11 protein-coding genes and 2 pseudogenes are annotated in these 14,018 nt (G+C 34.4%); 3 read left to right on the top strand and 10 right to left on the bottom strand.

Features of this window, described 5'->3' with window-relative positions:
- The 7 genes and pseudogenes from GYW75_RS12200 to GYW75_RS12170 all read right to left on the bottom strand — a co-directional run.
- Positions 1-180 (bottom strand): annotated as a pseudogene (locus tag GYW75_RS12200) (hypothetical protein); the annotation flags it as partial.
- Between the two features lie 34 nt (positions 181-214).
- A pseudogene (locus GYW75_RS12195) lies at positions 215-428 on the bottom strand (transposase); the annotation flags it as partial.
- Between the two features lie 97 nt (positions 429-525).
- Positions 526-1,548, bottom strand: a complete 1,023-nt coding sequence (locus GYW75_RS12190) for a Fic family protein (RefSeq protein ID WP_174799503.1) — start codon at positions 1,546-1,548, stop codon at positions 526-528.
- Between the two features lie 15 nt (positions 1,549-1,563).
- A complete protein-coding gene (locus GYW75_RS12185; protein WP_174799502.1) occupies positions 1,564-2,319 on the bottom strand; it encodes a tyrosine-type recombinase/integrase in 756 nt (251 codons plus the stop codon).
- Positions 2,320-2,500: 181 nt separating this feature from the next.
- A complete protein-coding gene (locus GYW75_RS12180) occupies positions 2,501-2,710 on the bottom strand; it encodes a hypothetical protein (protein ID WP_411631200.1) in 210 nt (69 codons plus the stop codon).
- A gap of 168 nt (positions 2,711-2,878) precedes the next feature.
- The gene (locus tag GYW75_RS12175) at positions 2,879-3,130 is read right to left on the bottom strand and encodes a hypothetical protein (RefSeq protein ID WP_174799501.1); all 252 of its coding nucleotides are present in this window, start codon (positions 3,128-3,130) and stop codon (positions 2,879-2,881) included.
- Complete coding sequence (locus tag GYW75_RS12170; RefSeq protein ID WP_174799500.1) at positions 3,117-3,470, bottom strand: hypothetical protein; 354 nt, start codon at positions 3,468-3,470, stop codon at positions 3,117-3,119. The genes GYW75_RS12175 and GYW75_RS12170 overlap by 14 nt, the downstream gene beginning before the upstream one ends.
- A 446-nt stretch (positions 3,471-3,916) precedes the next feature.
- Here GYW75_RS12170 and mutS point away from each other — a divergent pair, with 446 nt between their 5' ends.
- The gene (gene mutS, locus GYW75_RS12165) at positions 3,917-6,475 is read left to right on the top strand and encodes a DNA mismatch repair protein MutS (protein ID WP_174799499.1); all 2,559 of its coding nucleotides are present in this window, start codon (positions 3,917-3,919) and stop codon (positions 6,473-6,475) included.
- Between the two features lie 107 nt (positions 6,476-6,582).
- Here the strand turns inward: mutS and dld are convergent, their stop codons facing one another.
- The 3 genes from dld to GYW75_RS12150 form a co-directional block, all read right to left on the bottom strand.
- Entirely contained in the window at positions 6,583-8,280 is a 1,698-nt protein-coding gene (dld, locus tag GYW75_RS12160) for a D-lactate dehydrogenase (protein WP_174799498.1), read from the bottom strand.
- Positions 8,281-8,458: 178 nt separating this feature from the next.
- The gene (gene rlmF, locus GYW75_RS12155; protein ID WP_202983989.1) at positions 8,459-9,427 is read right to left on the bottom strand and encodes a 23S rRNA (adenine(1618)-N(6))-methyltransferase RlmF; all 969 of its coding nucleotides are present in this window, start codon (positions 9,425-9,427) and stop codon (positions 8,459-8,461) included.
- A 411-nt stretch (positions 9,428-9,838) separates the two neighbouring features.
- Positions 9,839-10,786, bottom strand: coding sequence for a hypothetical protein (locus GYW75_RS12150; RefSeq protein WP_174799497.1), 948 nt, complete (start codon positions 10,784-10,786; stop codon positions 9,839-9,841).
- Positions 10,787-11,542: 756 nt separating this feature from the next.
- On the opposite strand from GYW75_RS12150, the gene GYW75_RS12145 reads away from it, so the two are divergent.
- Complete coding sequence (locus GYW75_RS12145) at positions 11,543-12,973, top strand: sodium:proton antiporter (protein ID WP_202983988.1); 1,431 nt, start codon at positions 11,543-11,545, stop codon at positions 12,971-12,973.
- Between the two features lie 288 nt (positions 12,974-13,261).
- Positions 13,262-13,480 carry a Flp family type IVb pilin gene (locus tag GYW75_RS12140; protein ID WP_065589327.1) on the top strand — a complete coding sequence of 73 codons (219 nt, stop codon included), beginning with the start codon at positions 13,262-13,264 and terminating at the stop codon, positions 13,478-13,480.
- The last annotated feature ends 538 nt before the right edge of the window (positions 13,481-14,018 follow it).

Here is a 14,018-nt window from a genome sequence, read left to right as displayed (position 1 = left end):
GCGTAAATGCCTGTCCGTGATAGCATTCAACACCGAAATAATCACTGAATCATCCTGTAACTTAGGTTGATAATAGTAAGCACAACGGCTTAAGCCAACAATGGCACAACTCATAGCAATAGTAACTAAATGATTTTGTTGTAGTTGCTGTGCCCACGTTTTACGTGCCTTTGTGGGCACTAAAGCTTTTTTATGATTTCTTCCTGAAGCTGAGATTTTAAGCTCAGTTCGGCAAACATCTGCTTAAGCTTGCGATTTTCAGCCTCCAGCTCCTTTAAGCGTTTGATATCCGAAGTTTCCATTCCGCCATATTTTTCCCGCCATTTATAGAAAGTTGAATTACCCATACCATATTTACGGCAAAGTTCCTTGACAGGAATACCCGCTTCAGCTTCTTTTAAAATAGCGACGATTTGATGTTCAGTCATTTTTTCATAATTAAATCCCCTTTTCTTTTATCATAGAGAATTTTCTACTTTTTTGCTGTACTATTTTAGGGGATAGTTACAATACCCCTATATTAAATTATTCTAAAGAAACAACACCCCAATAACCAGCCTTAGTCGCACTACCTAAACGTTTTAATAGTCCTTGCTCCTGAAGCTGTTTGAGATTACGTTCAATCGTTCTAGTGCTCACACCTAATTGTGTTGATAGATCGGCGATAGTTGCTGTTGAATCATTTTTTAGTATTTTTAATATGTTTTTAGCTGTTTGAGTAATCTTAATAGTGTTATTTTTCTCCGACAATTCTCCGACATTTTCTCCGACATTATTTTGATTTGATGTGTCGGTAATACTTGCTTTTAAACTACTCGCAATAGTCTGCAACATGAAGTCTATAAAACAAGTACAATCACCGGCTCGATCTGCTTCGCCAAGTACTTGATAGTATTTTTCTTGATTTTCACAAACTAATGTTTCAACAGGTAACCAAGCTAACTCTTTACGCCATTCACTTAGAATCAATGTTTGCCATAAACGCCCCATTCGTCCATTACCATCTGAAAATGGATGAATAAACTCTAATTCGTAATGAAAAATGCAACTTTTAATTAAAGGATGAGTATCTGTCTGATTTAACCAATCAAAAAGTGACTGCATTAACATTGGTACGCGATCAGCCTGAGGAGCCATATGAATAAGCTGATTTTCTCGATAGATCCCAACACCACTATTACGCCAATTCCCTGAATATTCGACTAACCCCTTAGTAAGTAGCTTATGTGCTTGTTGAAAATGTTTTATATTGCCACTATTCCATTGTAGAACTCTTTCATAAGCAAGTATTGTATTACGAACTTCCTGAACATCACGCACAGGTCCTAAAACATGCTTACCATCCATAATAGCGGTAACTTGCTCTATGGATAAGCTATTATGCTCAATTGCTAAAGATGCTTGAATAGTTCGGATACGGTTTTCTTTACGTAGTTGTGGTGATGCTAGCTTACCTGTTGCAGACCAATGCCCTAATAATTCACTTATTTCAGCAATAGAATTCACAATTGCAGGCGTAATATTATAGGGTGGTGAATATTTACTCATTATAAATATCCTTTCTTACTTTGAATTTTGCTGTAATTCATCTAAATAATCACCCCACTTTTGTAACCATTCTCTACACTCATTATCATAACTATGTAGATCATAAGTACCTTCAATACCTTTACGCGAATGCCCTAATACAGCTTCAGCGACCTCACTCGGACATTGTAATCGAGATAATCCTGTGCGTACAGTGCGTCGTAAATCATGAGGTGACCAATGCGGTATACTTAGCATTCCATTGTCTCTTCGTAAACACCATGTATATTCGGTTAATTTCTTTTGAGATAGTGGTTTACATGTAAGTGGGGATATGAATAAATAGCCTGTGGAGCTTGTCGCTTTTATCTCTTTTAACAAACTAATTGCATAAGTAGAAAGTTGAACATAACGCTCTGTGCCCGTTTTTGTTAATCTAATATGAAATGTTTTCTTATCAAAATCGATATCATTCCAATTTGCATTACACCATTCACCTGTTCGACATCCTGTATATAATGTTAGTATAAATATTTGTTTAGCTTTCTTTGGTAACTTACTTGTAGGCAACCATTCTAAAAATTGTTTCAATTCATGTTCAGATAAAACACGCTGACCTTTCTTAGATGTGAGTTTTATTTTAGCCATAGTGAGGCTATTTTTGGCTAAAATTACTGGATTAACGAAATCACCACGAATTTTGCCCAAGCCAATAGCAAATTCGTAGGCGGCATTAAGTTCCCTTAGTACATTTCCAGCTTGGACATTAGCTCCTCGTTCGACGATAGACATAATGTGTAGGAAAACGCAGAGTTGTTTACACTTTATGGTTAAAATAATCCTCTAAAAACTCATAAGGCGTTTTTCCAAAAATCGCTTTATACGGTTTAACGGTATTATAAAAATTAATAAAGCGTTTAAGTTTTGTTTTCTCTCTTTTGAATCGCTAAATATATGCTGATTATGCCATATTTCAATTCAAAGTTTGTATCACTCTTTCGGCTTTCCCATTCGTTTGTGGGCAGGCGGGTTTGGTGAATTTTTGATTAATACGGTTGTTATTACACGTTTTAGCAAATAGGTGTTCGCTGGTGCCTTGATATTTACGTCCATTATCAGAATAAATACATGTAGTAGTATAAGGACATTGGGCTAACACATCGTTTTGTAAAAACTGTGCCAAGCTAAATTGAAATTTATCTGGGTAAATACTGGCATAAAGCTCACGTGAAAAATCATCAATACCGACAAATAAATATTTTCTAGTTAGTTTTGTTTTTTATGTATATTCATTACAGTAGTTTCTCAAATTACTGTAAACAACGCTAGTAAATCCTACAATTTATAGTAATTATTTACGTTTATAAATTTTTGTTAAACGATATGTTCCTTTACGACGATTAGAATAATGTTCATCTTTAATTAAATCATATTGATATAGTAAAATATCACAGCCTATTCCATACATAAAGCTATGTACAATGTCATAACTTTGTTTTCTCTCGTCATCGTGATAAAAGAATTTATGATTAATATAACGTATTTTTTTTATTGGTCCGCTTCCATCTTCTTGAATATCTATAGAAAAACTAACTAGAAGCAAAAGCACCTTTGTTTCGATAAATAGCAAAAAATTTTATTTGAGAAAATAAAAATTCTTTTTTTCCCAATTTAGATGATATAAATATTATCTTTTCATTATCATAAAATATTTCCAAATGTTCATCTAAAAAATTTTCTGCTATAGCTTGATACATTATACCAATCAACGCTGCAAATAAAAAAGGTAAGAACAAAGGAAAAAGAGACTGAGAGAAACTATTTGTATAACTACACAAACAAGTAAAAAAAATTGCTTGTACTACAATCATTGACCAATAGATTAGGAAAAAAGCGAAATATTTTTGATAATTTACTGAATAAAATTGATAATAACGATCCATTGGTTACTTTTGCCCATTTTATTAATTTAAAAGTCTTAACTAATCATAAAAAAATCGAATTATAAATATCTGGTTATTAGTACAAAAATGATGTAAAAATTTATATGGCAATATAAAGATAAAAACTTTTTTATATTCAATATTGTTGAATAACCAAACCACATAAAAAGTACATAATTTAGAATAATGGGCTCGTAATGAGTCCAATTCTTTAATTAAATGCAAGCATATCCATTTTACATTAAGCCCCAAATAGCCTCTGTAATAAACCAATAATCAGTTATAATAAAATTATTATATAGATGATTACATTATACAACTTACATTTATCATAATTTATGATTAAACTAAAAATAAGAACCAGTACGAATTTATGCATCTTAATGGTTCTTTGTTAGACTAATGAATTTACTTATTACGTTGAAAAATAAAAAAAGAAAACCACCATGACTAATAAAGACAATTTAGCCAACCACACCCCAATGATGCAGCAGTATTTAAAACTTAAAGCTGAAAACCCTGATATTTTATTGTTTTATCGTATGGGTGATTTTTATGAGATGTTTTATGATGATGCCAAGCGTGCCTCGCAACTTTTAGATATTTCGCTCACAAAGCGTGGTTCGTCAAATGGTGAACCGATTCCTATGGCGGGAGTGCCTTATCATGCGGTTGAAAGTTATTTAGCAAAATTAATCGCACTAGGGGAATCTGTTGCTATTTGTGAACAGATTGGCGATCCAGCTACTAGTAAAGGACCAGTAGAACGAAAAATTGTCCGTATTGTAACTCCTGGTACAGTAAGTGATGAGCTATTATTAGAAGATCGCAAAGACAATTTACTGGCATCAATTTGGCAATATAAAAATTATTACGGCTATGCCACGCTCGATATCAGTTCAGGACGATTTTATATTTTTGAATGTGACAATTTCGAGGAAATGCAAGCCGAATTACAACGTACAAGTCCTGTCGAATTACTATATCCAGAAGATTTTCAATCCATGCCATTAATTGAAAATAACTCTGGATTGCGCCGTCGCCCACAATGGGACTTTGATCTTGAAACATCAAAACAACAGCTTAATCTACAATTTGGTACTAATGATTTAATTGGATTTGGTGTGGAAGAGTGTAATTATGCACTTTGTGCAGCTGGCTGTTTGTTACAATATGTAAAAGATACTCAACGCACAGCTCTACCTCATATACGTTCAATTATCAAACAGTCGGCTTATGATTTTGTCGTGTTAGATGCCGCAACACGTCGTAATCTAGAAATCACCGAAAACCTATCTGGTGGAACTCAAAATACTGTAGCTGAAATACTTGATAAAACTCAAACACCAATGGGTAGCCGTATGCTTAAACGTTGGTTGCATTCACCAATTCGTAATTTGACTATATTACAAAATCGACAACAAGCTATTGGCGAATTACAAAATTATATTGATGAAGTTAATCCATTATTAAAACAAATTGGTGATTTGGAACGTATTTTGGCAAGACTTGCATTACATACAGCTAGACCTCGTGATTTTGCTCGTTTACGTGATGCTTATAATTTATTACCACAATTACAAACACTATTAAGTGGTCTTACTTCACCTGCGTTAATTAGCTTGCGTAAAAAAATAAATCAATTTGACCATATAGCCGAAATATTAAATCAGGCTATTGTCGAAACACCGCCGGTAATTATTCGTGATGGTGGGGTTATTGCTACTGGATATAATGCAGAACTAGACGAACTACGAAGTTTAGCGGATGGTGCAACCAATTATTTAGAACAGTTAGAAATCCGAGAACGTGAAACACTTGGCATTGATACATTAAAAGTTGGATTTAATGCTGTACATGGCTACTATATCCAAATCAGCCGTGGGCAAAGTCATTTGGCACCAATTCATTATACTCGTCGTCAAACACTGAAAAATGTTGAGCGATATATCATCCCCGAACTTAAAGAGTACGAAGATAAAGTGCTAACTTCTAAAGGACGAGCATTAGCACTCGAAAAGCAACTTTACGAACAGCTATTTGATCTATTAATGCCAGATCTAGCCACTATGCAAATCAGTGCTGAGGCCATTGCCGAACTTGATGTGCTTACCAACTTGGCGGAACGAGCACTAACCCTTAACTATCAAAAGCCAGCACTATCAACCGACTCAGGAATAGAAATTAAAGATGGCCGACATGTGGTGATTGAGCAAGTTTTACAAACACCATTTATTGCAAACTCGCTCTCATTATTACCAAGCAGACGTATGTTAATTATTACGGGCCCAAACATGGGCGGTAAAAGTACGTATATGCGTCAAACTGCTTTAATTGTATTACTGTCTTATATTGGTAGTTTTGTCCCTGCATCAAAAGCAGTCATTGGACCAGTTGATCGCATTTTTACACGTATTGGCGCTTCTGATGATTTGGCATCTGGTCGCTCCACTTTTATGGTCGAAATGACCGAAACGGCTAACATTATGCACAATGCAACTCAACAAAGTTTAGTATTAATGGATGAAATTGGTCGAGGAACTTCAACATATGATGGGCTTTCATTAGCTTGGGCTTGTGCCGAAAATTTAGCAAATGAAATCAAATCAATGACGCTTTTTGCCACTCATTACTTTGAATTAACCCAATTACCCGAACATATGCAAGGTGTTTATAATATCCACTTTGATGCCATTGAACACGATAATACCGTTGCTTTTATCCACGAAGTATCTGAAGGCGCAGCGAGTAAAAGTTTTGGTATTGCTGTTGCTGGACTTGCCGGTGTGCCTAAGGCAGTACTAAAACGAGCTAAACAAAAATTGAAAGAGCTCGAGATTATTTCAAAACAAACGGCTAACAGTGGCGTTGCTCAATCTCAACTTTCTTTTATCAACGAACCTGAACCTTCGGAAGTTGAAGAAGCGTTAAAACAGATTGATCCTGATGCTTTAACACCAAAACAAGCATTAGAAATTTTATATCAATTAAAAAAGTTGGTGTGATTTAAATAATCACTAATTGTTTTATTGTGATATTATTCTGAAAAAACCGCTAGATGTGATTTCTAGCGGTTAGTTTTAATTATGAATAGCATCTAGAATTTAAAAAATTAAGCCCAATTTTTCTTCTTAGATGTTTTACCTATGCCCGGATTAAGACTGTTTGTAGGATCAAGCTCTTGATAGAATTTTTTCAAATCCTCATTGGCATGATACAAATGCCCCACATTGTGCTCAGCTGGATATTGCGCACCACGCTGATCAAGCAATGCTAAAATCTCCTCCTTAACTTTATCACAATCTACCCCTTTTTTAGCTATATAATCTTGATGAAATACATAACAGAAAAAATGCCCATAATACATTTTATAAATAAAGTTTTGATCAATGTTTTCTGGCAGCGTTTCAAACCAATCGGTATCATTACGTCGTAGTGCGATATCTAATGCAACAATGTTTTCCACTGTTTTGCTATGTACATTACGATAAGCCGTTGCAGCACCCGCAGCGGCAAAACGGTGTAACATTGCGGCTTCGGCTTCTTTTTCGTTACATAAAAAATAATTACCATTTTTATTTTGAAAATAGTCTTTTAAAAAAGCCTCGGCTTCTGCAATCCCATCATCTGCCATTTTTAAAATAAGGTGATGTTCATAACGATCACGATAATCACGCATTGATTTTGGTAAATGATTTGGCAAAAATTTGCAAGCAAAGATAGAAAACCGATCCGAAAAATTCTTTGGAAAAAATGGAATTTTAGCGGTAACACGATCAACAAAGTTCTTAAACACAAACATGCGTGGCATCATATCTGTACCTAGCTTTTTAATGGCCAAAAAGGTCGGTTTTCCATAAACCGCAGCAATATCAAACGCCACACGGTGTATATACTCGCCCGACACTGGCAACGTTTTAAATTGGCCTAAAATATGGCGACGAATACCATTTAATTCATTGATATCATTTGTACCTATATAAAATACGGCTGATTTTTTTTCTAAAGGGAAAGTATCAAGTCGCACAGCAAAAACCATCAAACGCCCAGCACTACCTGATGCTTCATAATGACGAGCAGGATCAGCATTAAATCTAGCAGGCGTATCGGCATCTACTTCACGAACATGCTCACAATAATGGTGATCATGACCTAAACCAGCATCACGTTTAATATCCTTATCAGTATAAGTATGATTTTGAAGATTCTGTAAAATTGTTTCTGGTTCATCACCCAATTCTATACCTAAATGATTGACTAAGTGTAACTGACCTTGCGCATCTAATTGAGCAAACACCGCCATTTGCGTATAAGCAGGACCACGCTGAATAAGCGCCCCACCTGAATTATTACATACACCACCCATCACAGAAGCGCCAATGCAAGATGAACCTATAACCGAATGTGGACCGCGATGATATTTTTTTAATTCCTTTTCTAGACGAAAAAGTGTACTACCTGGTAAGCAGACAACTTGTTCACCATTTTCTATCACTTTGATACCATCCAAGCGACGAGTGCTAACAATAACAACAGGACGATCATAATCATTACCATCAGGCGTTGATCCACCAGTTAATCCAGTATTTGCGGATTGTGTGATGACAATCACATCCGCTTCAACACATGCCTTTAACACCTGCCACTGTTCAATTAATGTCCCTGGCAAAACAACTGCCAATGCATCACCTTCGCCAAAGCGAATACCTTGACGATACGGTAATGTTCGTGCTGGATTGGTTAAAGTATATTTATGTCCAACAATACCTTGTAGCTGCTCAATGAGCTTAGCTGTTTGATTACTTTTCATATCGGTATTTCCTATGGTTATTGAAAATTGAGATGGGTTAATAGAGGAGATTAAATAATCACCATCTTAACCAAAAGCAAAACAATAAGCTATCGGTATTTTTATTGCAGATGAACAAAACACACTTAAACGACCTTTTACAACAAAAAGGTCAATAAAGGTAATTTATTTATAATGTTTAAGCCTGCGTTTTTTGGGAATTTTTTGACAAAAGTTGTTGGCGTTCATTTTGATTAAAAAAAGTCCACGCTACAAACCTACTCACTTTTTGCCCTTGCGCCATGGGAATAATACGGCTTTCAACAACAGCAGCTTGTTTTAATTTTTTGTTAATTATTGACAAGGTCTCTTTTTTTGAAACTAATGAAGTAAACCACAGGCATTGAGTTTTATATTGAGTACTTTCATTAATCATATTACTAATAAAAGCACTTTCACCACCTTGACACCAAAGCTCGGCATGTTGTCCACCAAAATTAAGCACAGTTTTTTGAGTGGAATTTGTTAGCTTACCTAACTTCTTTAATTTGGTTTGCGTACTTGCCAATGCATCTTCTGCTGAAGCATGAAAAGGCGGATTGCACAGGGTTAAAGCATAAAATTCATTGGGCTTAATAATATGCTTAAAAATCGATCCACTGTCTTTTTGTAATCGACACTGCAAAGTGTTTTTTAATAACCTATTGGCTTGTGTAATTAGCAAAGCAACTTTGATCGCAACTGGATTAATATCACTCCCTACAAATGACCAACCATATTCGGCACAACCAATAATAGGGTAAATCACATTAGCCCCAACGCCAATATCTAAAACCCGAATTTGTTTACCTGTTGGAATGCTATTTTGGTTGTCTTGAGCTAATAAATCAGCCAAATAGTGAATATAATCAGCTCGACCAGGAATGGGCGGACACAAATAACCATCTGGAATATCCCAATAATTTATTTGATAATCATTCAATAACAAGGCTTTATTTAACTGTTTGACAGCCATAGGATCGGCAAAATCGATCGATAAATTGCCATAGGAATTCTGATTTACATATCGAGACAGCTCAGGCAGTATTTTAATGAGCTTTGTAAAATCATAGCCATTCTGGTGTTTGTTTCTGCAATGTAATTGAAGCTTTTTTAATGGCGTTTGCACGATTGTCCTATTTTATCCAAAATCAAATAACCGCTATTATAACGACTTAACAGCAATATGCGAAAACCGAACAAATCAATTAATCAAAATGACTACGGTGTAGCGTTGTTTTTTACTCTAAAAACGTTCAGGTAGACTATTGATTTTATTGAAGTTTTTATTTTATTTTTTAAATAAAATCAAACAATTATAGACTAATTTTTTATTACGTTGAATTTGGCTTTTTAATAAAAGCGCTTTTGTTATTTGATAATAGCTATTTAATAATAATTTGTTAATAACAGCCAGTTGATAGCAAAAGCGCAAGCTTGAAAATTGTATCAGTCGGAGCATTGTTTTTACTTTCAGTCATTAAAGCGCTAGGTTCACAAGCTTTGCCTGCTTAGCGCCCTAAGTATTAAAAAATAAAAACTAAGGTGTGGTGCAAATAGCATTGAAGGGGAGGTACTCACCACTGCTGTAGACGCTGCCATCGAGCGAAACATGAAACGGGGTGGTGCTACCTGCCTTGTCACTCGTCCAGCATACAGCGTAGGGGCTGTTGAAGTCCTTACCACCAAAGTAACTGTGCGGTTCGCCCCACTCTGCGAAAAATCCACCGCCAATTCGACGCTGGTAATAATTACCTGATGAGCTAGAGTCGTCTATGCCATTTGAACAGAACGGCCAATTAATACCACACTTCGCATTACTTAAATCCCTTACCCTCGACATGCGATACCCCAAACCATTACACCATGCTAACTGGTCACTATGATGTGGATATCCATTTAGATTATCTCGATAGACGAACCACTGCCTCAACTCAAATCCATATTTTACTACCTCTACACCATCTCTATCTCTACCCACTAACTCAAACGTCTGTGGTAACCTTGGCTTAGCTATTTGACTAGGTTTAGGATTATTCCTTTGAGTTCTTGCCTCTGGACCTGTTAACTTAACACGGGCTACAACTCCCCTATCTTCATAAGGAATCCACCAATCCTCAGCTACAACATTTGTCACTGTTGCAGTAATTCCCCCCAAAGTAACGGGTTCCCATGTCAATTTTTCTGGTTCTATTCCTGTTATGAGCAAATCAAAATATAAACCATCCAGACCAGTGGTCGGGAAATTTTGATTATATGATTCAGGATGAATTGATTCGAAATCAATTGATTGTACTAAAAAGCCCTTATCAGGATTCCATATGTCAGCTGGGCCTGCAAATTTTCCCTTACCATTATATAGATTTGGCCTTACATAATTGATAACTGGCGACGGTATTATTATTGCATCACTACCATTACCTGTTCGATATTTTTTGCTATTCGCCTGTAAATTCCATGAAGATAACAATAATAACAGTCCCAACACCAATAAGCTTTTTGGGGACAATTTCGATAAAACATAGAGAGATAATTTGGAAGATATAAATAAGCTTCGTGTAAAAACTCGTCGAATAGGATTATTTGATAAATTTAATACATAGGTTTGCCAGTGTCTGGTGTCTAAAATGATAATGCATTATGGTTTACCTGTCAAGTAATTATTTGTTTTATTTTATTTTTTATAATTATTCGCTTATTTAATGAGCTTATTTTCCTGTAGCGGTTAAAGTATAGCCATTTAAAAAATAGTTGGCTAGTTTTTTGGCGGATTTTTTTGTAAAGAAATGTAAATAAATTTAAATAAACATAAAGATAGAAATGATTCAGTTATAAAATAGGTGAATTTTCTAATTAAAATATGGTGTTAGTTTTAGGAGCTTTTAGTTTTTGTGGAATGATTAATATTGGTGATAACATCTAAAACGCAAACACCGCCAACAACCTTGTTTGGTGTTCTAGCTTTACTTCGTTATCGGTATATTTTGGCGCTCTGATAGGGCAAATTTATTAACATTGTGGTGCTATAAGTGTGTTTCTTGCTCTAAAATTGTTCAGGTAGACTATTGATTTTATTAAAATTTTAATTTCCAATTAAATCAGATGGTTATAGCTAACTGTGGTGTTGTTTGTGGTGGTTTTTATATTATTAAATTCCCGTTACAATATTATTGCTCAATCCTTATTAAAAATCTTAAAATTCGATAAAACTAAAACACTTTGTTATAATTTGAGCTCTTTAAAAATGAAAATACAAAAATTAATGAAAGCCCTCTGTTCCTTTATTGTTTTAACACTAATACCTTTTGATCTTTTAGCTGCTGATTTTAGCGGTGATGATTTATCAATTTGTTGGGGGATTCCGTTTGTAGGGATTTTATTTTCTATTGCATTAATGCCGCTATTTCTGTCGCGACTTTGGCATTATCATTATGGCAAAATTATTACTTTTTGGACAATGCTGTTTGTACTGTTTGCCTTATATTCTTTTGGTCTACAAACCACCATCAATCTTACTGCTCATGCAATTATAGCTGAATATATTCCTTTCATTTTGTTATTGCTTGCACTATTTACCGTTTCAGGAGGGATTTTAATTAAGAGCGATGTGCTTAGCACACCCAAACTAAACGTTGGTTTGCTTGCAATAGGTACACTGTTAGCCTCACTCATGGGCACTACTGGCGCAGCTATGTTAATGATTCGACCTGTAATTAGAGCTAATCGTCAGCGAAATTATGCCGTACATACCATTGTCTTTTTTATCTTTTTAGTGGCGAACATTGGTGGTGGATTAACACCACTCGGCGATCCACCTTTATTTATTGGCTTTTTAAAAGGTGTTAATTTTGGATGGACAATTCAACATATGTTGTTGCCAGTTTTGTTTAGTTCAATTTTGTTATTAGCAATTTATTATAAGATTGATTGCTACTACTTTCGTACCCAATATGGTGATTCGTTTACATTAACTTCTGCTAAAAAAGCTAGCGCTATTAAGGTTTATGGTGTAAGCAATATCTTTTTATTGGCAATCATTATTGCCTGCGTGTTAATGTCTGGTATTTGGCATTCATCGGTTAATTTTACGGTTTTAGGAACACATATTGCTTTACAAAATTTAATTCGTGATACTATTTTTATCATGATTACCCTATTTTCTATGTTAATTACCCCTAAACAAGTACGTGCCGGTAACGAATTTAATTGGGAGCCTATCATTGAAGTTGCTAAGCTGTTTATCGGGATTTTTATTACTATCGTCCCTGTACTTGCTATTTTACGAGCAGGTAGCCATGGTGCATTAGCCCCAATAGTATCACTAGTAACAAATGAACAAGGACAACCGATCAATAGCATGTATTTTTGGCTATCAGGTCTACTTTCAGGATTCTTAGATAATGCCCCCACTTATTTGGTCTTCTTTAATCTAGCTTCGGGCGATGCCACTATTTTAATGAATATATTAGAAAAAACCTTACTCGCTATTTCAATGGGTTCAGTTTTTATGGGAGCTCTTAGCTATATAGGTAATGCACCTAACCTTATGGTCAAAAGCATTGCAATTCAAAATAAAATTAACATGCCAAGCTTTTTTAGTTACATGAAATGGTCTGTATGTATTTTAATCCCAGTGTTTATCATTGATAATTTGGTGTTTTTTCTACTCTTTTAATTTAGGCTACTAACAAACTAAAATAACTGTGTAATATAGCGCAATTTTTTTGGAGTTGTTTAGATTACTGTAAACTTTACAAGTACTTCCTAAAGTTAAAAAAATTTACTTAAAGGCAACATATCAATTATCAAACTGATGTTATTGAATACTATTTAACAAATAATCGATTACATAAAAACCATTTGCTTGAATTTCATTCTATTTGTCGTTAGAATTGTAAAATAAACATTAAAAGGAATTCATTTACATAAAAATACAAATAATATTAAATGAAAGGATAAAGTGATGAAAGAATGCATAATGAATATTCTAGTTAATACTTTTCTAGCTAAATTTATTCAAAATAAGCAAGGCATAACGGTAGTTGAATATGCGGTTATTATAGCTGGAATCTCTGTAATTGTATTTACAATATTTAGAGGACAATCAGGTCCAATGCATGATATGTTTTATACTGTATTTTCATCAATACATAGCAAATTAGTTATTATAGTAAATCAGTAATTGAGGTTTGATCAAACTAAACGTCATGCTCTGCTAACTTATTTTTATGAAATAAATCTTTAAAATAAGAAAAGTGGTTGTTGACTGAATATAGATAGTCAATATGCATTTTAGTATCAATAATTATTATCGGTACTTTTTGATATTTTTGGTCTTTAAAAATGTCGACACCACCTATAAGTTACACAAAAAATATTATAAATTGTAAGAAAATATCAACTCCAAGGTTAGATTAAACTTGTGGCATTATATCATCAGTGCACTCACGATATGAGCAAGTAGACTCAGCAACTTGATCATGTTTATCATAGCAAAACTTAATCCCCCCCAAGTATCAATATCAATACTATCGAGTTTTATGCTCTATTTAACAATTTTATTAAGCTCCGTTAATATCTCTTTTTATAAATGAATAGGGCGTGTTGATCTTTCGTGATTATTTTTTAGACGGCATGATGTGAGTTATAATAATTCTGTCAAAAACAACCATAACTCGATTCATCATGCCAAGAACAATGCTAACAGATAAACGGTGGGA

Source organism: Gilliamella sp. ESL0232, from assembly GCF_013346885.1.
Lineage (GTDB): Bacteria > Pseudomonadota > Gammaproteobacteria > Enterobacterales > Orbaceae > Gilliamella > Gilliamella bombi.
This window is presented reverse-complemented; position numbering and strand designations above follow the sequence as displayed.

What these genes read in the sequence shown, in the direction of transcription:
- GYW75_RS12190 (WP_174799503.1), bottom strand. Translation starts at nt 1,548, where the DNA reads ATGAGTAAATATTCACCACCCTATAATATTACGCCTGCAATTGTGAAT.
- GYW75_RS12185 (WP_174799502.1), bottom strand. Translation starts at nt 2,319, where the DNA reads ATGTCTATCGTCGAACGAGGAGCTAATGTCCAAGCTGGAAATGTACTA.
- GYW75_RS12170 (WP_174799500.1), bottom strand. Translation starts at nt 3,470, where the DNA reads ATGGATCGTTATTATCAATTTTATTCAGTAAATTATCAAAAATATTTC.
- mutS (WP_174799499.1), top strand. Translation starts at nt 3,917, where the DNA reads ATGACTAATAAAGACAATTTAGCCAACCACACCCCAATGATGCAGCAG.
- dld (WP_174799498.1), bottom strand. Translation starts at nt 8,280, where the DNA reads ATGAAAAGTAATCAAACAGCTAAGCTCATTGAGCAGCTACAAGGTATT.
- GYW75_RS12145 (WP_202983988.1), top strand. Translation starts at nt 11,543, where the DNA reads ATGAAAATACAAAAATTAATGAAAGCCCTCTGTTCCTTTATTGTTTTA.
- GYW75_RS12140 (WP_065589327.1), top strand. Translation starts at nt 13,262, where the DNA reads ATGAAAGAATGCATAATGAATATTCTAGTTAATACTTTTCTAGCTAAA.